The following is a 22,803-nucleotide window of genomic DNA, read 5'->3' on the forward strand; positions in this document are numbered from 1 at the left end:
CTGTATGGGTTATTTCCCAACGTAACCGGCAACTACCTGTAAAAGTTTATAGGCCGTGGCGGCGTCATGCTCGACAACCGCTAGGAATTCTTCGGCACCGATCCGCAAGCTGGTCATTTCCGTTGTAGCCCGCATGTCCAAAGCTCGTGGTACATTGCGGATTAATCCGAGTTCACCAACCAAGGCACCAGGGCCTACTTCTGTGACAATGGTATCCTCTCCTATCGATTGCGGCAGGAGTAAATCCGCTTTCCCTTCAATGATAAGATAGGCACCGCTTGAGGGATCATCGTCTTTGTAAAACAGGTATTCCCCCGCCTTCGCCGTGTGCCACCGCGCGCCGAACGCAAGTAACCTCAACTGCTTGCGTTCCAACCCGTTGAACAGGTCGGCTTGTTCTAGGACGCGCATCTTCTTGGCCTGATCCGCGGTAATAGTGCCACCAGCCTCGTCTGCACCGGTGTCCGCGCCGATAAAGATACGGCCACGTCGCATCTCAACGTGCATATCAAATTGGCTCGTGTCCTCAAATGAGCTTTCGAGGCAAATTATCGTCGTATCCGGAAGTAGTGTGACCATGTTTTCATACATGGTCTGTCTGTAAGAAGACGGATGGCTACTGAAAACGGAATCGAGGATAAGAATGTCAGGTCGTTTGATGGTTGCACGACTGACGGCCAAAGGTTCAGCGATTTGGGTCGCCAAATTCCCGCCACCTAGCCGGATCGGCATGTCAAAGGTCAATCCAAGGATCAGAGCGTCTAACTCAGCTTCTCGAAGTACATTCCCAACGACGATGTTCAGTTCTTCGCCCTTGCGCCCTGCAGCCTGTGACGTTTTTCCAAACAAAGCGTTTTCCAGAACGCTTAACCCGGCGACAGGCTGATCCGGGGACAGAGACGTAAATATGTCCTTCATGCTTTCTCTAAGCGCGGGCCCATGCGTGGCGCGCATGGTTAGGACCTTTTCAGTGATTTCGATTGGAAAAGACGGCCCGATAATCTCAGCCGAGATAGAAAACGGCACGATCAACAACTGGGCCTTCTCCAGGTTCGTGAGAGCCTTGCGGCCGTTTTTCTTGTCTATGAGAGTAAGCGCTGTCTCATAGGATTTGGCCTGTAAACCCAGCCTGCGGAACAAGGGGTGATCCGCGCCATCCACCCCGAAAATCTGCCGTATCATTTCTACCATGTCAGCGGCCAGATGCATCAAATCTTCTTCAAGATTTAATTCCGTCAGCAGGTCAAGAAATTTGGTGTGTTCTGCCAATACATCCGCTGTCATCGGTTCGCGCGGCGTTGCAAAAAGCAGGTTGTCAATAACCGGGAACGCGGGGTTATAGGTTGCCTCATCAATCGTCCAGACGTCGCCGTCAAGTTTCGCTTTGGTGATCGCTTTGACCACCTCAGGGCGAACATCGACCAATGCCTTGGCAAGCACACTGTGTTGTTCTGGATCAAATCGCTGATCCAGCCCGCGGTGGAAGAAAGCGTCGGCGCTGCCCATGCCATTCACCAGCTTTAGCCACCAATCGCGCAACTCATCGGTATCTGATACCGCCGCCGCTTTCAGGTTCAGCCAATCGGAATCCAGTGTCTCAGTGCTATTCCCGGCACGTGCGCTTTCAAGGGTGATCTCGGTTTGCGCAGCGGGACTCACAGGTTTATCCCGTAATGGCATCAGCATGTTGTCTTCGAAATTGCCTGCAAACAGAACAGGGTGAGACGTTGCATGACCGATGCGCGAAGCAAGCGTAGCCTGATGCAATTCCAATAGATCGAAACCGGCAATTGTAATCTTGCCAGACGAAGGCACCAGTTCACGGGTCAGCAAGGCTGACAAGGCGCGGCGATCTTCATCGGCCTGCGCAGTGACGGCAATGCATTGGCCTGCGGGAAATGTGATAGTGATGTCATCCAGTACAACCTCACCGTCTTCATCACGTGCAGATACTCCGGATAACTCTATGTCGCCGGCAAGTGAGGGCGTTTCGACCGGATGTTGCTCAAAGAGCGCGGCATCAATCATTCCGGGCGGTGCAAACCGTTCTGTTATGGTGGACCACCTTACCGACATGTCTTGATGTTGGTTGTAGTAGGCCAGCAGTTCTTTCCAGGGAGAGCTAAGGTCTTTGTATGCGGCCAGTGCAGCAACCAAGGCCCCAATCGTAATATCGCCTTGTATGACCAGATACCCCCCAACCGCATAGAAGAAGAACGGTGTGAGTTGAGTTATGAAGTTGTTGAGAAATTTCATGAAGAATTTCTTCTGAAAAACTTCGAACCTTATAAAATAGAGCTTACCTAATCGATCCGAGAACATCGCCAAACGGTATCGCCAGCCACCGTGTGTTCGGAGGGCAATCGCTCCCTCGGCACTCGCGCCAATTTCTGCTGCCAGAGCACGTACTTGTACCACCCTGCGGATGTTCAACCGATTTACCTGCCGTTGCAGCTTTGGGATAAGCCACGCCTGAAACGGTATTAGGGCACAGGCAGCAAGACCAAAAGCGACGTCCTGAATAAACAAGAATCCTAATATTGTCAGCATTTGTCCGGCTTGCAATACGGGTTGTGCGACGGCGTCACCCATCAACCCTCCCATTGGTTCTGCCTCTGAAGTCACCATCGACACAAGCTCACCTTGGCTTGTGCGGCCAAAGTAGGCCGCAGGAAAGCGCAGGATGCGAGCAATCAAAGTATAGCGAAAACGCCGAAGCAGACGCTCGGCCAGCGCGCCTTTCATTGTGTTGATCCGCATTTTCATCAATCCGTGCAGAAGCACAGCCAATAGAAATACCCCACACAAAACGAATAGATATGTGGTTTGGGAAAGATCGACACCAAAGACGGTTACTGTGTCGGTTGCGGCCCCGATGGCGTCATTGATTATGCGTTTGGGGAGTTCTAGCGTCAGATATAGCAACGGGAACAGCGTTAGGGTCACTGCAAGCAATGTTAGTTGATCATATTTGGAGTGCTTCCAAATGAATCCAAAGAGCGATCGTTCCAACACATAAATCCGACAAATAAAAATGTAGCAAAATCAAGCGCTCTCACAGTGCAAGACCCACGCATTTAAATCAACAGACTAGCACAAACTGTCAAGGGGTTTGGTTGTGGAAATTGTTTCTCTGCCGTGCAATATATGTTTTAAAATAACAGGTTATAAGCGAATTCCGAGGGCAAAGGACTCTACCCTTTACCGAAGCTAGCAAAGCACCCATGATGACCTAGGTAACTTTTTAATCAAGGAATTTTCAAATGGACCGACTTTGGCTCCTTCTCCTCCTTTCGTTACCAGTGCTTTTCGCACTAGAGCCGCAGAGAGCGGCAGCAGAAGGCAGCCTGAGCACCCTTGCCGATGAAGGAGAGCGCCTTGCGTCACTTTTGCGAGTTGGTCGCGGGGTGATTTCCGACAATCAAGATATGATCAATGATCCGCTAATCGGTGACAAAGGGCTAGATAGTGCAGCTTTTCTAAAATCCGTCGAGGGCAAATATCAAGAGCTTCATGGTGCGATGCCGCTTGAAGCTGGCCTGACCCCCCTGCAACAACTGCTTACTGAGGCGCAGTTGGCGTCAATGGCGGAAGTGATAGATGAAAACCAGGCCCTGATTAATTCTAAAGGCATGGCCTTCAAAGGTTTTATCCCTGCTGTTTTTGCAAGGCTGGTAAATGAGCGTTTTGTAGAGAAACAAGGCGCGCTCGCGAAGGTAAAGGTCACCGCACCTCATCACCTTGTGCGCAATCGCAAGGCCCGACCAGATGCATGGGAGGCAGCGGTGCTAACCGAGAAGTTTGAGAGCCCCGATTGGACACAGGGCACTGCATTTTACGAGGAGCTCGTCACGGGCGAAGGGGCGATTTTTCGCATGCTTATCCCTGAGTACTACGGCGCTTCCTGTCTTTCCTGCCATGGAGGTCCGAAAGGGGAAGTAGATTTGACAGGGTTTCCTAAGGAAGGTGGTGCAGAGGGCGATCTTGCGGGCGCAATCAGCATTACACTTAAAAGATGAGCGACAACGCGCGCGGGGACCTGTTTGCAAGGATTTCGCGGAACAGCATTACCTTTAAAATCAGCTCCTTGTCGGCGATCCTTTTATCGACACTTGTTATCAGCACTGTCGTATTGGCATGGGACTTGCAGCAAAATCAAAAACGGATCGCACTGTCGGCTGAACGGTTTCATAATCTTGAACTCGCTGCCGAAGCAGATAGAAACTTTGGTGAAATGCGGTATTGGTGGACGGATCTATCTGTCAGCTTACTTACCCTTTCAGAACGTCGGGCGATAGTCGCGCGTGAAAAGCTTGATGGTAAACTTACTGAAATTGAAGGGTTCGCGCCCGAAGCCGCATCGCAAATCAGACACGGTGTTCAAGACTATGTCAGTGCTGCAATAGAGGCGGCTGATGCGTATACAGAAGATCAGCGGGTCATCGGCAACACGCTGTCTGCGCAGGCCCGTATCAGCAGTGATACCGTTGACAGCGCTCTAAAAGAGTTGGTGCGTGACCTTGCGATGGAGGCGGCTGACAGCGAACAGACTTCAATCAAAGCTGCGCAACGTTCGATGGTGCGGGCAATCATTGCTTGTGCCGTTATCCTGCTTGGGGGCACTTACCTCACTTGGCGTGTACTTCGCTCCATTTTGACACCCCTTAAAGGGATCAACCGGGCAATTTCTGAGCTCAATTCCGGCGCGGAGGATGTGGAATTGCCCCCAGAGGGCACTGACGAGCTGGGACGCATGTCAAGCACTGTGCGCGCGCTGCAAGAAAGCCAACGGTACCGCAGGCAGTTAGAGGCTGAAGCTGAAATTCAGCGGATGACTATCCTCACCGCAATCGAGACCATCCCCGATGGCTTCGCGCTTTTTGATGCGAACGATTGTCTCTTACTTACAAACCAACGTTATCGCAGCATGTTTTCCAACATCGCCCCGTTGCTCCAACCAGGCACCGCGTTCCAAGACATTCTCGCAGCCCAAGCCGAGGCTGATCCCGGCATTATCGGGGATTCAACGCCAGACCAGTGGACGCAAGACAGGCTGCGCAATCATAAGAAGCTAAACACCAGACGCAGCGAAGTGCGGATAAACGGTGTTTGGTTGCACGTTACCAAAAGCAAAACACCGGACGGCGGCACGGTTGCAGTATATAGTGACATCTCGGATTTGATCGAAAAACAGGCTGAACTTGAAGTCGCTCGGGAGGGCGCCGAGACCGCAAATGAAGCAAAAAGCCGGTTCCTTGCGTCTATGAGCCATGAGTTACGCACACCCTTGAACGCCATCATTGGATATAGCGAAATGCTGATCGATGATTGTCAGGATACCGGGGACACGTCCAGCATAAATGACCTTGAAAGGATCAAGAATTCCGGCCATCACCTTTTGGCGTTGATCAATGATATTCTTGATTTGTCCAAGATAGAAGCGGGCAAAATGGAAGTGTATATCGAGCGTTTTGATATTGCGCCCTTGATTGAAGATGTGGCTGCCACCATCAAACCGATTATCAGCAAGAACGCGAACACACTGCTGACGCGCATCGACACCCCCCTCATTGAAATGGAAACTGACAAGACAAAGCTGCGCCAAAATCTTTTCAATCTGCTGTCCAATGCTGCTAAGTTCACCAAATCCGGTCAGATCGAATTGATCGTGGAGGATAGCGACGACACCATTAAATTCACAATCCGGGATGACGGGATTGGCATGACCCAAGAGCAAAAAGAACGTCTGTTTGAACCATTCACACAGGCCGACAGTTCGACTACCCGAAACTATGGTGGGACCGGACTTGGCCTTGCGATTGTTAAGCAATTCACCGAGATGGTCGGAGGTTCGGTCAACGTTGAAACAGAGCCCGGCAAGGGGTCTTCGTTCACACTTAATTTCCCAAAGCACACGCGCGTAGACGGAATTGAAACAACAGCGCATGGGCCCCAAGGCTTGGGCGGATGCATTCTTGTGATCGATGACGATCCAAAAATTCGACAATCAATGGCCGAACTTCTGACTGTCGAGGGATATACGGCGATCACTGCCGCGGATGGGCATGCAGGCCTTGAACTGGCCGAAAAGCACCGCCCCGATGCTATTGTACTTGATATCATTATGCCCGGGCGGGACGGGTGGTCAGTTCTAAATGCGTTAAAAGCTGATCCCGAGCTGTGCGAAATTCCAGTGATTTTGGCCACGGTACTAGGAGATCGCGATATGGGGCTCGCCTTTGGCGCCGTGGATCACATGACCAAACCAATCAACCCCCAGCACCTGATCGACACGCTGAGTGCCTTTGCGGGCCGGTCAAATCGCGAAGCTTTAGTTGTAGATGATGATCCTGCTAGCAGGGCTCTTTTCCGGCGCATCCTCGTGCGAGAGGGCTGGGATGTGCGCGAGGCATCGGACGGTGTTCGTGCCTTAGCGCAATTAGAGATCAAAATTCCGACAATCATGGTGCTTGACCTTATGATGCCAAACCTTGATGGCTTTGAAACTCTGCGCAGCTTGCGCCAGCGCGACGAGTTCCAAGATCTACCGGTTATCATTGCCACCTCAAAAGACCTCACGCGTGAGGAAATTGATTGGTTGCAGTCAAATGCACGGGATATCGTTATAAAAGGGCAAACTGGTCGTGCAGATCTCATGGCAGCTATACGCCGCAACCTCACAAACATTGCCGACGAAGGAGGCTTTGAGTCATGACTAAAATCTTAATTGTTGAAGATAATGATATGAACCTCGACATGCTGTCGCGGCGGTTGATCCGAAAGGGTTTCGAAATTGTCACGGCGCGTGATGGTCAGGCAGGCGTAGAACAGGCTACCAACGAAATGCCTGACCTTATCTTGATGGATATGAGCTTACCGGTCTTGGACGGTTGGCAGGCGACCCGAGCGATCAAAGGTGATGCGTCCACTTCACAAATACCGGTAATCGCACTCACCGCACATGCTATGGATGCCGACCGCAAAAACGCTATGGATGCGGGGTGTGATGCATTTCACACCAAACCGATCGACCTTCCAGAGCTCCTCGATCAAATCAATAAATTGATAACGAATTGACGAAAGTGAGCGAGGCTAAACAATTAAGCCAACAGGCGCTTACAGCGAGAATAGTTCAGCGGCTCGCTGAACCTGCCGAGACGATCCTGGGATTTCAAACCTTGATCGTTGCAGCACTAAAACGCGACGGAAAAGCAGTCATCTACGATGATGCACAAACCGTTTTGCAGGCCGCTCTCTCACTAGACGCAATGATCAAAAAACTTCTGTCATCCGAGGGAAATGCAAATGCTGCGCAGCTTGATGACACAACCTTACGCCACGATCTTCGCACGCCGATCAATGCCATCTTGGGCTATTCTGAACTGATACTTGAGGAAACCGAAGGCGGGCTTGATCCAAGCATCGAAGCTGACATTTGCATGGTTGTAAGCGAGTGCGGACGCGTATTGGAGCAGCTTGACGGTTTGGTGGAGTACTCCCGAGGAGATTTGGAGGGGTTGGAAGGCGGGAAGTCCGATGCCGATATCGCGGAGGCACTCGCACAATCGCTGTCCCACACGTCCGTCGGCCCAGACAGCACGGCAGGCCGAGTTTTGGTGATCGACGATATCGAAGCCAACCGAGAATTGATGCGCCGCAATCTGACAAATAGGGGGCATATCGTAACAACGGCAAGCTCCGCCCGCGAAGCGCTCGATCTATTGCTGACAAACAATTTCGAAGTAGCGTTGGTTGATATTCTGATGCCTGACATGAACGGAATTGACCTTCTTGAGCGCCTGAAGGGAACCCCAAGCTGGCGCGATATGGCGGTTGTTATGGTGACCGGGCTCAAAGATATCCGTGCCGTTGTAAAATGCATAACTGCAGGCGCAGAAGATTACTTACAGAAACCAGTAGATCCGATCCTTCTTTTTGCTCGGGTCGAGAGCTGTCTTGAGCGCGTGCGCTGGCGTGTACGAGAACGCGAATTTCTCACCCAAATTGAGTTTGAGAAAGCGCGCGCTGACGGGCTGCTTTTGTCGATGTTGCCAGAGATGGTCATCAAGCGTCTTGCGGCAGGCGAAAAGGTAATTGCGGACAGGTTTGACAATGCAACGATCATCTTTGCAGATATCGTCGATTTCACACCAATGGTCGCACGCACAGACCCGAATGCCCTAGTCAGTCTCTTGCATGAATTGTTCTCTGCTTTTGACAAATTGGCAGATCAGTTTGGGATCGAAAAAATCAAAACCCTGGGGGACGCATACATGGCAGTTGCAGGTGTGCCAGAACCGCAGAGCGATCACGCTGATCGGGCGTTAGAATTTGCACGTGGAATGATCAAGGTAATGTCAGACGGTTTTGGCTCGGGCGTACCGCTCAAGATCCGGGTCGGTTTGAATTCAGGACCAGTCATCGGTGGACTGATTGGACAAAAACGATTTGTCTATGATGTGTGGGGCGAAACCGTAAATCTGGCCAGTCGGTTGGAAAGTTCTGGCGACCCAAGCCGTATTCAGGTTTCGCATGCAACGATGAATGCACTGGCTTGCCGGCCTGTCAGCGCGGTTCCAAAATCCAGCCTTATAAAGGGCGTCGGAAGGATAGAAACCTTTCTTCTGGATTGAACAACAGGCTGGCCGCGTATTCCAATCAGGGTGATCCGGATTTTCTCTCTAAGACGCGTCTTTTTAGCCAGATGCGCCAACTTATAAGTGCAAGCGGCTGTGTCGCAAACTTTGCCGTGACGCGAGATTGGGGTTGCGGCTGAACGAGACGATTTGAAGGCCTGCATAGGGCGGGGAACCCTCTTTATGAAGCGGTGATCCTGCTCAATTATGTTATAGCGACACTACAGTGTAAAAATTCTTGTAAGCAGCCAAGTGAAACAATCTCGGTCATTCACTTCCATTTGTTGCTCACTGCTGAACAATCAGCATTAATAAAACGAATCTCACGCATAAGTTCCTTGATCGAAATCTACTTTCGCCCAAAAGTTACCCTTTATTTATTTAAAATATTACTTCGGAATGTTGCGAGGGATTTTTATAAGTGTTTGGTCTAGCTTTTCAAGCGAAGCGTATTCGCGCGAGCTTAGGGCTTTTAGTAGCGGCTCTTGGAGGTTTTGCATTAAGTGCGGAGCCTGCGTGGGCAGTTGGGCTAAATGCACCATTTGAAAACATCAAATATACCGCCAATGACAACCTCCGCGATTTTGTTGGGACACATTTGGGAGACCCCGATCTCTGGCCCTATGTGCTAGAACTAAACCAAATTGAAAGCCCCGCCGATTTGACACCAGGGTTGGTCCTAGATCTTCCTGTGAAACAGGTACAAGCTGCCGATGCTGCGTTGCGCAAGGCTCTGGACGCGATTCAAACGGCCACCTCTGAAGGGGCGCAATTGTTTGCTCCTCAAGAAATCGGGGATGCGATTTCCAACCATGACGCTGCATTGGAATATCGCGAGATCACCCAATGGCACAAAGTGGTCGATTTGTCAGATCTAGCCACGGTTTTGGCCAAAGAAGCACTCGATATTGCGTTGGCACAGCGTGACCGTGCCGCGGAGGCGATTGTATCCGACGTTCAAGGAGCCGTCGAAGGGCGTACACCTTCTGCCCCCCGCTGGTCTGACCGCGTTCGTGAGGATATTCTGGTGGAATTCGAGCGCCTGCGCACCCTGTCCAACAGCACAACACAAGTCACCTTTCGTGACCTGTCGCGTTTGCGGCTGAATGCCAACTCAAACGCGACCATCCAGCGTATGCGCTCGGACCCGTTGACCGGCAATGAAGTGACGAAGGTCAGCCTTGTGAATGGCGACTTTTACGCACTGCTGAACCAGCTTTCGGACAAGTCAGCGTTTGAGATTGATGTCCCCGGGGTTACAACGACAACCCAATCCACTAATTTCTGGGTCAGCAATGAACGTGGGAATGCTAAGTTTGTAAATTACGACGCGGCCAACCTTCGTGTTCAAAGCGGCACGTCAGATATCAATTTAAGCGAAAACGAAGGTGTGGTTCTTAGCAATAGCGGAACACAAGTCGCCGAGGTATTTCAAAGCGCCGAATTGAACGCCCCCGCATCAAACGCAATCCTTTACTCTGGCATCGTCGATTTACGCTGGGATGCCTATGACAGCGCAGCAGGCTATTGGCTCGAAGTAGCGAGTGATCCAGGTTTTAACCAAATGGTAGTAAGCGAGTGGGGCATCGAAGAATTGCACTTTGAAACGCCTGAATTGTCTGCAGGACGGTATCAGTGGCGCGTGGCCGCGCTGGATCAATTGGGCCTACCGGGGCAATGGAGCAAAACACGCGACTTCACTATCCGAAATGATAAGACTCCGCCCTTTTTGACTGTGTTGTCCCCTGGTGACGGCACTCTGTCAGAAGAAGAAATAGTCGAGGTGTTTGGCGCATCAGAACCAGATGCGACAGTCTTGCTGAACGGAAAGCCCTTACCCGTTGGGAGTGACGGCAGTTTTATGATCAATGTGACCTTACAGTTGGGCGACAATCTACTTGCTATACAAGCCACCGACCTTGCGGGGAATGTCAGCGACATAAACCAAAATGTCACTTACCGCGCCCAAACAAGTGTCACCATTTTGATCGATGACCTCCTACCACGTGCTGGCGATGCGTTGGCCACCCGCAGTGAAGCCTTGGTGGTACGTGCCCAAACAAATGCGCAACCCGGTGCCGCAGTTGCTATCCGCAGTGGAACGGGTGAAATCATTGTGCAAACCCAAGTGAATACTGATGGTTCAATAGGGTTTGGACTGCCCGTTACTGCGCAGGAGGCACAGTTTAGCATCGAAATCCTGTCACCAACTGGCTCCATTGAAGGTACTCAAAGCTTCACCGCGATCCGCGATCAGATACCTCCACAGATAACCTTGGATCTTCCGCCCCCTAAGGCCACTGACGATCCGTTATTACAGCTGGCAGGAAGTGCGGATGACGCACTTTCCTTAACCCTGAACGGTACCACGATTGACGTTATCGATGGACGTTTCAATACGGACATCACCCTGAACGAAGATGTGAACACAATGAATTTGCAAGCCACGGATTCCGTGGGCAATCGCACGACGCTTAACCTTCATACCGTTTACGATATCACGCCACCTGACATTATCAGCGCCCGCGCGACGCGCCCACAAGGGAAGGCCGGCACAATCGAGATTGTAGCACAGGCAACCGATGCCAGTGGTTTGCGTAAATCCGCCCCCTTCTTGATTGAGGTCGGCGGACAAGAGCGCGACGGTTTTTTATTATGCGAGACACCATCCGGCGTCTGTCGGGCGACTTTGCCCGCAGAACCTGGGACCTTACGGCTCATTGAAGTCGCAATTGAAGATTACGCGGGAAACACGGCCTATAAATAGCCCCTTGGTGCCGGCCCATTTCTAACATTGGCACCAAGACGAAGGAGACGACATGACCTGGATGACACGCCACAGCTTAATAGCAGCCCTTGGGCTTGCTGCGTTGACGAGCAACGCACATGCGCAATCACAAGCTGCTGAAACTGGAGCACTTTTGGTGGTGTACGGTGTGGATGCCCCGTCAAGGGAAGGCGATGTCGATCACCGCGAGCAGATCCTGTTTTCTGTTCCTGCCAACACTGCTGGTCGCATTTATGTTCGCGTTTTTGATCCTGAAATCAATGGTCGTGACGATTTTACCTATGGCGGCCCACGCGATTCAGTCACCACTTTTCGCGTGATGGGTGGCGAAGGCGCATTCACTGGTGCGACACGTCCAAAAATGCAATCTGATCGTGACCGGGCGACCGCGACAACATTGGTAACCGATCCTGGAACCACGTTATTCTCTCGGGATTTTGACAATGACGAAACCACCAATGGACGGTGGGTGACGCTAGGTGCAGTGCGTGCACGCAACGGTGAGGTAATTGACGGGCGCGCATATTTCCGCCTCGACGTGGACGGCACCAAAGGCAACGACGGAAACGGATTTTCTGTTGGTGTCAGCATGGTACGTGACCGTGCGCGTGCACCGGATGGATTGTCTATGTTTGCCTATCAACCAACTCTGCGCTGGAACGAAGGCACATCGGCCACCCGAACCGCATTGTTGGGCGCACCCCAAGGTCCCTTTACCATTCAAAATTTTGACGGTGCCAATGCCGAATTGGATATCGTTACTGACTATGCCGATTTTCCGGTTAAAGCCTCAGGTCAGGATTATTGGAGCGTCGATACGATTGCGGCAGACGGGTCGAACCTCGCACTCAGCCTTAAGTCGGGTTTTGAGACACCCAATGACGTGAGTATTTCAGTGTTCGATGGTGCGGGCGATCCGGTTGCATTGCAAATGCCTCCAGTCAGCGCGCTTGATCCGGCCCGCCCAACTGCGGTGGGCGCGGCGCGGCCACTTGCGGATTGCCGCGCTGTTGCCTTTGACGGGAATGCCTCGACTGGCCGCGCGCCGCTTGGCTACATTTGGGATTTTGGCGACGGATCGAACGTTGATCAATCTGTGATCGCGCATCGCTATGCTGAGCCGGGCCGCTATGTTGCGACCTTGCGCGTCCTGGAAGACGGAACACGCCCTGGCCGTGGTGCAAGTGTCGAAGTGCCGGTACATGTCCGGTCTGGCCCACAGGCTAAACCGGGTGACGCGATCGTAGTCGCTCCCGGTCAATCTGTCGACTTTGACGGCACCGGCTCTGAACCCTCAGACAGCCCCATCAGCAGGTACCAATGGTCCTTTGGCGATGGGACAACTGCAAGCGGCGCGACGACACAAAAGGCGTACGAGAAATCGGGCCTTTATCGCGCAAACCTACGTGTCGAAGACGACAGTGCACATCCCTGCTACTTTGGCGTTGCCACCCGCGATGTGACGGTCAACTTTTCACCCGTGGCCGAAGCAGGCACTGATCAAACTGCCGAAACCGGACAAGTCCTTGGTTTCGACGGGACTGCCAGCTATGATATTGACGGCAAAATTGGCACATACAGCTGGGCCATGGCCGATGGCACTGTGCTGGAAGGCCGAAATATTACGCACGCGTTTGCCGAACCCGGCAGCTATACCGTAACCCTTAGCGTGATCGACGAGAGCGGTGTGGCCAACGACACAGCCACGGACCAGCTGATTGTTGAGGTGAACGCCCCGCCAGCGCCGGCCTTTTCAATCCCCGAGCGGCCAGTCTCTGTTTCAGAGGCGGCAGAGCTGAATGCCAGTGCTTCGGTCGACGTCGATGGTGAAATTATAAGCTATCTTTGGGAGTTCGGCGATGGTGCGATGGGCGATGGTAAGATCGTGAATTATGCATGGACCTCGCCGGGTGTTTATAACGTTGTTTTGACCGTGACGGACAACAGCGGCACCGCTTCTGCCACACAAAAGTTTGAACAGGAAATTTTCATTGATGCCGCCCCAACTGCGGTTGCTGGCCCTGCACAATTTGTCACCACCAGCGAAGTGCAGTTTGACGGCACCGGGTCAACCGACCCTGAAAGTGATATCACCTCATATGCTTGGGATTTTGGCGACGGCACCATAGGCACTGGACCAAAACCGGTTCATGCCTATGTTCGCCCCGGAAATTATGAAGTGTCATTGGTTGTTACCGACGCAAGTGGCGCGCCTTTGAACACGGACCGAGACACCGTTGCAATAACCGTCAACGCCAGCCCGATTGCAGATGCAGGTCCAACTCAAATTGTAGCACCTAACGAAGAATTCACTCTTTCAGGCCGAGCCTCGCTCGACCCTGATGGATCAATTTCTGAATATCTGTGGACAATGCCGGACGGCAAGACAAAAGCAGCAGAACGTATTGCCGTTTCATTGCGCAGTCCCGGGTTGTATCGTTTTGGCTTGACCGTTTCTGATGATTTTAGGGGCGGTGCAGCACGTGATACGGATGAAGCCCTTATCCGCGTAAATAGTGCACCCATCGCCGAAGCGGGCGCCGATCTTCTTGTTGCACCGGGTGATCCTGTGCGCCTTGATGCGGGCCTGTCTTTTGACCGAGACGGTGAAATTACCCGCTACTCTTGGGAGTTTAGTGATGGCGCGGCACCGGAAGAAACGGCTGTCGTTGAACGAACCTATGACGCAGCAGGTGTTTGGAGCGCCCAGTTGGTTGTAACGGATGACAGTGGGGTTTTGAACTCCACGGCAACTGACGGCTTGACCATCCGCGTCAACCACGCCCCTGAGGCAAAAGCCGGCGCGGATATCCAAACCGAAGAACTGCAAATCAGTGTTGATGGCACAGCATCACAAGATGCGGATGGCGATCAATTGATTTATTCTTGGAATTTTGGAGACGGGAGTTCACCCGTCATGGGAGCGCAAGCAACACATGTGTACGCGCGGTCGGGTATCTATCCCGTGACACTGACCGTGCAAGACGGCACCGGCCTTAGCAATGCAAAGGCGGTCGACACGACCAAGGTTACCATAAAGACGCGGCCAATTGCCGTGGCTGGAGCCAACCGTGATGTCTGTTCTGGCGAGGCGATCCTGTTTGACGCCTCAGACAGCACCGATCCTGATGGGGGCTTGTTGCTGTACAGTTGGGACTTTGGCGACGGCGAAGCCTCGGACCTTGTGAACCCGACCAAGACCTATGAACAGCCCGGTGCCTATCCGGTCACATTGAAGGTCCGTAACGGTACTGGAACCGAATGGGGCAGTGATATTACACGTATCGCTGCATTGATCCGCGAAGGGCCTATCGCAAGTGCAGGCGCTGATATGACCGTGTGTACCAACCAAGCGGTCCGGTTTGATGGCTCTGGATCAACAGATGCTGACGGTGCGGTAAATGCCTTCAGCTGGGTTTTTGGTGATGGCGGAACAGCCAGCGGCGAACACCCGGAATATAGCTTCAAAAAACCTGGCAACTATGCAGTCAACTTAACCATCAGTGGTGAAGCTCTTGGAAACTGTTCACCTTTGGACACGGACACAGTGAACGTCGAAGTTGTTGCTGCACCTGCTCAAGAGATTGTTGGATCGGATCGCGCAGCGGCTGGCATGTCGGCTGATTACGCGGTCGCGTTGGGTGATTTGGGCGGTGCATCTGTAATCAATCAAATATGGTCGTTCAGTGATGGTGGCAGTGCCTCGGGCTCAGAAGTGAGCCATGTATTTGAAAACCCCGGAATCTATTTTGTAACTGTTGTGACCGATTTGGCAGGCGGCAACGCTGGATGCAGCACAATCGAGACAAACCGCAAGGTGGTCGTCAATGCTGCTCCATTGGCTGAGATTGAAGCCCCACAAATCATAGCCGCAGGCCAAGCGATTTTGTTTGCTGCGGATGGATCGAGCGACACTGACGGCGCGATAGTCGATTTTGCATGGGACTTTGGCGATGGTACAGCGGGTCATGGGCTGCAAGCTGCACATAGTTACGAAAAAGCGGGTGAGTACACCGTTGCCTTGACCATCAAAGACGATGCCAACGTTGGCAATTCTGTCGTCACAACGACCTCTTTGATCACGGTCAATCCTGCCCCTGTGGCTGGGTTAACAGTACCGCAATGGGTCTGTCCCGCGACAGAAATGCCATGGGAAGTGGTTGCGCCCAACGGCACTGCAATCACTTGGAACTTTGGTGACGGGGCTGCAAAGGCAGGAAGTTCTGTCACCCATACGTTCCAAACGCCAGGGTTGTACCCAATCACAATCGCCTTGGATGATGGCAAAGGGCTTGCTAATTCCCAGCGCCAAGAGTCCCGCTATGTGCGCGTGAACCAAAGCCCAAACGCGTTTGCAGGTCCTGACCAAGTGATCTGCCCAGGTGACACAACTGTCTTTGACGCAGGCGCATCTGGCGACTTGGATGGTGAGATCACTGCTTTTGACTGGGTATTCAGCGACGGGGTAACCTTGTCTGGACCCCGCGTTGAACGCAGCTTTGACCAAAGTGGACCAATCACGGTCGAGTTGCGTGTGCACGACAACAGCGAGTTGAGCTGTGGCATTGTATCTGACACCGCTCAAATTTTAGTCAACCACACTCCGGTTATAGACGCAGGGCCAGACCTGAGCTCCAAGATTGGCGGAGCCCATGACGTCGTTGACTTTGATGGCACAAACGCAAGTGACGCTGATGGCCATGGATTAGAGATCACTTGGGATTACGGTGATGGCACTACAGGTACAGGCAGCGTCGCGCAGCACAGATACACCACAGCGGGCACCTATACAGTTGTGGCCACAGCACGCGACACAACAGGGCTACAATGCGGTGTCGGACAAGATCAGGCAAATATTTCGGCGATGGCACGACCATAGCAGCGCTTTTCAATCGACCAAACCATCATCGGTGCATAGAGTCCGACCATAGATTTTCCTATCTGAACGGGTCACAGCCTGCCATGCGATTTCCTTTGCGCGTCAAATTCTTCTTGTTTGCCACCCTGCTTGCTGTGGCTCCATTGGCGATCGTTGGCCAAAACTTGACCACGTTGACCCGCGACGAACTTAAAAGCGCGGCCAACGAAGACCTAACAACAGTCGCCTCGCAACTGCGAACCGAGTTCGACAACCGCTTTCAGGGACGCTGGATGTCGCCGTTACAAGTCATCCGCAACGGGATTGACAGCGATGAGTTAGACGTTCCGCAGAAGGTATCCTTGTTGACACTTGGATTGCAGGAATTGCCTGAAGTGGTTGCATTGCAATTGGCCATCTCTGGATCAAAGCTGCCTATACTTGCGACGGATCAAGCGTTTTCCAACACGCTCGCTGCCGCTGGGTTGGACCCAATCAAAACGCTAACCACGTCGGCGGAGGTGCTCAATTTTATGCATGATAATGGTGCCTTCGGCGTTCCAATCGTGCACCAACAACCCGAGACTGGCACATGGATCGCTACAATTGCATTGCCCTTAAACACCAAGATCGCGGGGCGTGAGGTAACATTAGCCGCCAAAATCAAGCTCGACGCGCTTTCAGACCTGATCAACAACCATCCCTTTGCAAAACGTGGAGAGATCACTGTTATTGACCAGAATGGCGTCACCGCTTTGCAGCAACAACAACAGGTCCTGCGAGATCGTCAAATCGTCCAAAGTGCCCAACCATTAATTTTGGCAGAGGCACGTGCCAATACCTTGTTGTCCTATGTCCGATCAGACGGGGAAAAGATGCTGGGCGCTTATACGTTCCCTGATAATTTCCCTTTTGCTATTGTGACTGAGCTGAGCGAGGTAAAAGCCTACGCTGTTGTCAATGCAATCACGCGCCAAATTCTGATCGTCGGTCTGATTGGTTTTGGCCTTGCAAGCGCTGGTGCCCTATTGTTTGCCCGTCGTTTGTCCCGTCCAATCCTTGAAATCGGACAGGTGGCCGAAAAAGTAGGTGCTGGTGATTTTGGCGCCCGTGTAACCACGGTTAAATCCAAAGATGAAATTGGCGATTTGTCCCAACGTATCAACCAGATGATCAGTCATTTAGGCGAACGAATGGAGCTGATGAAGTTTGTCAGCCACGGAACAATGTCCGCGATTCAAAGTGCATCTGACGGCATGTCGCGTGGCGGCGAAAGACGGCGGGTATCGGTCATATTTACGGATATTCGCGGGTATACCGAATTTTCGGAACGTGTCGCACCAGAGGTTGTGATTGAGGCATTGAACCAATATTTCGACGTCCAAACCAACATCGTGAACAAGCACAAAGGTGACGTTGACAAGTTCATCGGCGACGCGTTGGTTGCCGTCTTTGAAGGGGATGGCATGGAAGAACGCGCCGTTCTTTGTGCTGTCGAGATCAGTCAAGCCATGGCTGGACTGCTAGAGAAATACCCGGAATACAACCTGCATGTCGGGACTGGAATTGCGTCTGGCGAGGTCGTCGTTGGTGCCATGGGTGCGCGCGACCGCATGGATTTCACTGTTCTGGGGTCTACCGTAAACCTGTCCGCGCGGTTGTGTTCGAAAGCCGACCCCGGTCAAGTCCTATTGGACCAAGCAACCTATAATGCGAGCAAACAGCTAAGCGTCGTAAATTTCGAAGCCCTCGCTGCTATCTCACTAAAGGGATACACTGATCTTGTGCCAAATTTCTCTGCCAGTCCTAAAGGTTCTGTCGCAAAGTCTCGTACTGCATAAATGTGTGTAGGCGCTGGACACATTTATCCTGCAGGGCGGCGAACTGCTCGAAGGGTGAGAGCCCTATTTGGCCTAGCTGTCCCTTGCGGATCATGTGTGCGGCTTCGATCTCAGCCAGCGTTGCAGCCGCAGAATGAAAAGCTTTGAAGCCGAGCAATGGCCGCGTAATCCGCTTGATGAAGCGATGATCCTGCTCGACGATATTGTTGTGGTATTTGGATTGAACGATGTTGATTATCCGACTAGTTCCCGTGGATTTGAGGATGACGTTTAGATTTTGCAGACCAGTTAAATTGGCACCGCTCTTTTCGATGGCAATTCGGTCTGGGACACCGTTGGTGCCAACGGCGCGCTTGAAGAACCTTCGTGCGGCGGCGGTATCGCGACGCTCTGTCAGCATGAAATCAAGGGTTTGCCCGTCCCGATCTACAGCACGGTACAGATAGGTCCACTTGCCGCGAACCTTGATGTATGTCTCGTCCATCCGCCAAGAGGCGGCTGTCAGTTTCTTTCTGACCGGCGCACTTGCCGCGATCAACGGCGAGAATTTCACCACCCAGCGGTTCAACGTGGCATGATCGATTTCGACGCCGCGTTCGGCCATGATCTCCTCAAGATTCCTATCCGAGACACCGTAGCGGACATGGAAAAACACAGCGTAAAGGATCACGCACCTCGGGAAATGGTTCCCTTTGAAATCAATCGTCACGGTTGACCGCTCGCTTTCAAACTCAAAAAACAACGCTTACCACTCGCGAGCCGGTCCAACCAACCGCGCAAACTTTGCGACAAAACCGGAAATCGCGTCCGGTTTCAAAGACTTCGGCGTCTTCTATAAAGTGGACCTTTGTTAAGAGATTTGACAGCACAGAAGATTGCATCAAGCATCTGGAAACAAAGGGCCATATTTCCATAGCGACATCACCACACGTTAAAGGAAAGGCCAATTCCTATCTGCATGAGGCAGACTACACCGAATATGCGAAGCTTGCTGTTTGGTTTGGTAACGAAAACCGTGGGATCACTGATCTTGCAGTTGAGTGTCGCGAAATGTGCATTGCAATTCCGATGTTCGGCATGGTCGAAAGTATGAATCTTGGAACCAGTTCAGGGATAGTCCTATACGAAATCACAAAGCAGCGCCGAATGTATCAGAGCGAGTATCTTCGCAGTAGGCGGCGAGGGAAGCGATTGGACCCAATACCAACCGAAATGCTTCGCGAAGATGGATCAATTTAGCAGTCAACCGGTAGAAATGCTCAAGCAGCGCCCCCCCCCTGTAAAGGTCGGCTTTGTCCGCAGTGTAGGAGTTGGTGCAGGGTGCAGCGAATGGCTGGAACCCGTTAGGTATTGGGGCCAACACAGTGTTGGCGACGCAGAAATCAGGGCTCAGAACAGGTCAAATTTTTGTGAGTGATACCAGAACTGCGAATTTTGAACTGGGTTGAGTTTGGGGTTTCATGCGGTTTGATCCAAGACATTTTCTTTGAAGGCCTCAGCAGGCGTTTTCCAACCTAAACATTTGCGAGGCGTAGCGTTCAGGAGAGCACAGATTACTTCCAAATGGTCGGGTGTGATTTTGGAGGCATCAAGATCGCGCGGGAGCCAACGCCGGGCCTGTCGGTTGGTGTTTTCTTGGGTCCCTTTTTGCCACGGAGCGGAAGGATCACAAAACCACGTTTGCGTACCAACTTCGGCTTGCAGATGTGGCCAATCCATAAACTCGCAACCGCGATCAAAGGTGACAGACTTGCGTGCTGTGATTGGCAAGGTACGCATGACGTTCGCAAGCTTTCCCATGACACGCGCGATTGTTTTGTTTGCGTTCACCAGCAAGACTGTAAAGCGGCTGACCCGTTCAACCAAGGATGTCACGTTTGCTTTGCCAAGCTTCTGTCGAAACAGCATTAAATCTGGCTCCCAATGACCAAACTGGACCCGATCCCCTATGTTTTCGGGGCGGTTTGAGATGCGTAGGTCGGAATGGATTTTGGGGTTCTTTGGTGCTCGCCCTTTGCGCGGGCGACGCTTGCGACGATGCTCTGGCAGGTACCGCCAGAGGTCTTCCTTCATGCCCTCGGGCGAATAAACGAACCGATAAATCGCCTCTTAGCATACCCGAACCGGTGCCTTTTCATCGAAGCCACGACGCCAAAATACCCGACAACTTTAGGCATCTCCGCATCTTTGAAATGAGTGCGTCGAAGTTCTTGGAAAATGGTCGATCTGTTGCGCCCAAGACGTTCCGCGATCACATCAACGCTCACTTTAGCAGCGCGCCATGTCTCGGTTTTGCGTCTTTCTTCCAGGCTCAGCTGCTTGTAGCATCTTTTCATGGTATTTCATTTTGCGTGCCAACAGTCTGTTATCACTCAAAAATCGCAAGTCAGGGTAACGCACACCGATCGAAGGGCTGCTGGGCGGAACGGGGCATGACCTGTTGGTCGGCAGCGCAGTTGGCAACGTCATTGATGGTGGCGCCGGTGACGACGAAATCTACGGCATTGGCGGCGGCGACATTCTGCGCGGTGGGGCGGACCAGATATTTGGCTTTGACGGGCAGGATGACCTGATCGGCATGCAGGGAAATGACACACTTGTGGGCGGCCAAGGCAGTGATGAACTGACGGGGGGCGGCGGCAGTGATCGCTTTGTGTTCAACCTGGCAAGCGAAAGCACATTTACGCTGCGCGATACGATCAAGGACTTTGGCGTCGGTGGCGCTGACGTTGTCGATCTGAGCGCAATTGACGCCAATACTGGTGTGAGCGGAAACCAAATCTTCAATTTTGTCGGATCATCCGCCTTTGCAAATGCAGGGGATTTACGGTTTGTGACCAACGGCATCGATGGCTATATTCTGGGGGATGTGGACGGCAATGGCGCCACTGATCTGAACATCCTGCTTCTTGGTGTAACGTCAATGAGTGCCAGTGATTTTGACCTCTAACTTGATTTTTTGGACGAATCTGATGATGGGATTCATGTTGTTAATCGAGCGTTGTCGCTGGCAGTCATGAAGCGCAAGACATCGGCGCCCTAAAGCGATGAGGTTCGCGGTCGATCCCTTGGTCAGAGCACATGCCTGCATGTGTGAGATGTTTGTTTGACGCTGCTAGTGCGTGGGATGCGACGCAGTTTGGCGACGGGACCGCTAACAAGCGTATAGTATACTGCGCCGATACAAGCCAGTTTGACTGCTGCATGGCAGGCATTGCAAAATGATGCCCTGCAAAGGGACCAAGTGCTGTTTGGTTTGCCCATAAAATAGTGGACTGAGTTTGTCGAAGGCTTGCATAAATTGATTGGGTTGGACTGGGCTGACGGTCTCATAAATTCGGGGCGATGTTGACGGCCGCGGCGGCGAGCTGATCTGAATCGATGACATTCGCTTATGCGTTCCATTGAGAGTTTGGCAATACGTTGCTCAATCCTGAAGATCTCGTTCTGCCTTGTCTCGGTACAACACTTGAGGATATCTACAAATCGGCTGAATGGGAAAGCCAGGGACCACGTTTGCCTGCCGTCAACGGTGTCGGACAGTGGCCCAGTACAACCACTATCTGGTACAGTGCAACGCTCGATGCAACCCACATCCCCGTGACAGCTCTTGCCGTGTTCCTGTCGAGGTTTTGCACGTGGCGATTGGCTTGGTTTATATCTTTATGGAGTTGTTGAGGCTCGAACAGCAAGCCAAATTATGATTTTTGCCGATCCCTATGGGCTGTTGGACAACATGAATGCTATGGATTTGAGAGCAAAATGTCAGGTTGATTGGATGAAAATGCTGTCTACGGGCCATGATACGATGCGGCGTTTGCTTAGGTAGGGAGTTCTTTCAGAGGGTGTTTTGATTGCATTCGAGGAATCCCTGGGGCGTAAAAGTTTCCGTGCAAAATGAGACGGAATCGGAGTGTTCAAGCGGTTACGTAAAAGTCTCTGAATCGCGCAATAGATAGAGGCCATTCTCGTTTGGCACTCTCAAGATTAGAACAATTGAATAGATTAAAACCTGAATGGAGTTCTCTGAAGATAAAAAGAGAAGTGCTTAAAGTGGAAGCGATGCAGAGGCCAGCTTACAGGAATGAACCCACCGAACTATCAGGTCTGCGGATTGAGTAACTACGGACACAGTTTTAGAAATTCAGCACGGTTTGGTGCTTCTTCTACATCGTGCGTTTCAAGGTTGGCGTGGCAAAATGAATGTACCCTATTTTTGGGCGATAGAATGGCTGGCACCATTTAGGGTGGAATCGCGGGCAGTGTAGCCTATGTCTAGTATCATAGCGGCGATACGCGCGCGGCTACCCGATGGAGCAAGTCCGACAAAGGGGTGGTTGTTACCCCCCCCAACAGGTGCATACAGGTCAGTAAGTCTCAATTCGAAATGCACCCTAAGCGACACAATTAAACCATAGACGATCTCCGTTATCGAAAGGCAGGCACGCATTGGGTTAGAAATGACCGCCTAGGGTACCCATTCAATGCAACGGATTAAGGTCACTCAGATTCACAAAGAAATAGGCAGCCTGCGTGCCGTTCATCTGCTGATTGGATATACGAAAATTGACAGTACTGTTCGTTATCTGAGCGTTGAGTTTGAAGATGCGCTGGCAATTTCGGGCGCGATTGAAATCCAGCTGTTTTAGCCGTTCGAAACGGACGGACCTTTGCAACCCT

Annotated in this window: 11 protein-coding genes and 3 pseudogenes; 10 read left to right on the top strand and 4 right to left on the bottom strand. The window is 52.0% G+C overall.

The annotated features are described in order from the left end of the window. Positions 1–9 precede the first annotated feature (9 nt). A complete protein-coding gene (locus V7775_RS19280) occupies positions 10–3,015 on the bottom strand; it encodes an ABC transporter transmembrane domain-containing protein (protein ID WP_335753557.1) in 3,006 nt (1,001 codons plus the stop codon). 248 nt (positions 3,016–3,263) lie between these two features. Between V7775_RS19280 and V7775_RS19285 the strand changes: the two genes are divergently transcribed. From V7775_RS19285 to V7775_RS19300, 4 genes are all read left to right on the top strand, one after another. After that, positions 3,264–4,019 (top strand): c-type heme family protein, encoded by a 756-nt coding sequence (locus tag V7775_RS19285; protein ID WP_335753558.1) that lies wholly within the window; start codon positions 3,264–3,266, stop codon positions 4,017–4,019. Further along, positions 4,016–6,715, top strand: a complete 2,700-nt coding sequence (locus V7775_RS19290) for a response regulator (RefSeq protein ID WP_335753559.1) — start codon at positions 4,016–4,018, stop codon at positions 6,713–6,715. Before V7775_RS19285 ends, V7775_RS19290 begins: the two co-directional genes overlap by 4 nt. Then, entirely contained in the window at positions 6,712–7,077 is a 366-nt protein-coding gene (locus tag V7775_RS19295; RefSeq protein ID WP_335753560.1) for a response regulator, read from the top strand. The genes V7775_RS19290 and V7775_RS19295 overlap by 4 nt, the downstream gene beginning before the upstream one ends. A 101-nt stretch (positions 7,078–7,178) precedes the next feature. Continuing rightward, positions 7,179–8,633 carry an adenylate/guanylate cyclase domain-containing protein gene (locus V7775_RS19300; protein ID WP_335753561.1) on the top strand — a complete coding sequence of 485 codons (1,455 nt, stop codon included), beginning with the start codon at positions 7,179–7,181 and terminating at the stop codon, positions 8,631–8,633. A 122-nt stretch (positions 8,634–8,755) separates the two neighbouring features. Here the strand turns inward: V7775_RS19300 and V7775_RS19305 are convergent. Continuing rightward, positions 8,756–8,848: pseudogene (locus tag V7775_RS19305) on the bottom strand (IS6 family transposase); the annotation flags it as partial. Between the two features lie 209 nt (positions 8,849–9,057). On the opposite strand from V7775_RS19305, the gene V7775_RS19310 reads away from it, so the two are divergent. From V7775_RS19310 to V7775_RS19320, 3 genes are all read left to right on the top strand, one after another. Beyond that, positions 9,058–11,403, top strand: a complete 2,346-nt coding sequence (locus V7775_RS19310) for a FecR domain-containing protein (protein WP_335753562.1) — start codon at positions 9,058–9,060, stop codon at positions 11,401–11,403. Positions 11,404–11,455: 52 nt separating this feature from the next. After that, the gene (locus tag V7775_RS19315; RefSeq protein ID WP_335753563.1) at positions 11,456–16,303 is read left to right on the top strand and encodes a PKD domain-containing protein; all 4,848 of its coding nucleotides are present in this window, start codon (positions 11,456–11,458) and stop codon (positions 16,301–16,303) included. Between the two features lie 83 nt (positions 16,304–16,386). After that, positions 16,387–18,123, top strand: coding sequence for an adenylate/guanylate cyclase domain-containing protein (locus V7775_RS19320; RefSeq protein WP_335753564.1), 1,737 nt, complete (start codon positions 16,387–16,389; stop codon positions 18,121–18,123). Here the strand turns inward: V7775_RS19320 and V7775_RS19325 are convergent. Continuing rightward, entirely contained in the window at positions 18,089–18,832 is a 744-nt protein-coding gene (locus V7775_RS19325) for an IS6 family transposase (RefSeq protein ID WP_335753565.1), read from the bottom strand. The genes V7775_RS19320 and V7775_RS19325 overlap by 35 nt on opposite strands. Positions 18,833–18,906: 74 nt before the next feature. Here V7775_RS19325 and V7775_RS24870 point away from each other — a divergent pair, with 74 nt between their 5' ends. Continuing rightward, positions 18,907–19,362: a TrmH family RNA methyltransferase gene (locus V7775_RS24870; protein ID WP_443070147.1), complete on the top strand. Its 456-nt coding sequence runs from the start codon at positions 18,907–18,909 to the stop codon at positions 19,360–19,362. A gap of 219 nt (positions 19,363–19,581) precedes the next feature. On the opposite strand, the pseudogene V7775_RS19330 reads toward V7775_RS24870, so the two are convergent. Then, positions 19,582–20,459, bottom strand: a pseudogene (locus V7775_RS19330) (IS30 family transposase). An 80-nt stretch (positions 20,460–20,539) separates the two neighbouring features. Between V7775_RS19330 and V7775_RS19335 the strand changes: the two are divergent. Both V7775_RS19335 and V7775_RS19340 read left to right on the top strand, forming a co-directional pair. Beyond that, entirely contained in the window at positions 20,540–21,073 is a 534-nt protein-coding gene (locus V7775_RS19335) for a M10 family metallopeptidase C-terminal domain-containing protein (protein ID WP_335753578.1), read from the top strand. Between the two features lie 1,522 nt (positions 21,074–22,595). After that, a pseudogene (locus V7775_RS19340) lies at positions 22,596–22,772 on the top strand (integrase); the annotation flags it as partial. Positions 22,773–22,803: the final 31 nt, after the last annotated feature.

This window comes from Sulfitobacter sp., assembly GCF_036960155.1.
Classification (GTDB): Bacteria; Pseudomonadota; Alphaproteobacteria; order Rhodobacterales; family Rhodobacteraceae; genus Sulfitobacter.

Coding starts and splice junctions, on each gene's coding strand:
- V7775_RS19285 (WP_335753558.1), top strand. CDS start 3,264: ATGGACCGACTTTGGCTCCTTCTCCTCCTTTCGTTACCAGTGCTTTTC.
- V7775_RS19290 (WP_335753559.1), top strand. CDS start 4,016: ATGAGCGACAACGCGCGCGGGGACCTGTTTGCAAGGATTTCGCGGAAC.
- V7775_RS19295 (WP_335753560.1), top strand. CDS start 6,712: ATGACTAAAATCTTAATTGTTGAAGATAATGATATGAACCTCGACATG.
- V7775_RS19315 (WP_335753563.1), top strand. CDS start 11,456: ATGACCTGGATGACACGCCACAGCTTAATAGCAGCCCTTGGGCTTGCT.
- V7775_RS19320 (WP_335753564.1), top strand. CDS start 16,387: ATGCGATTTCCTTTGCGCGTCAAATTCTTCTTGTTTGCCACCCTGCTT.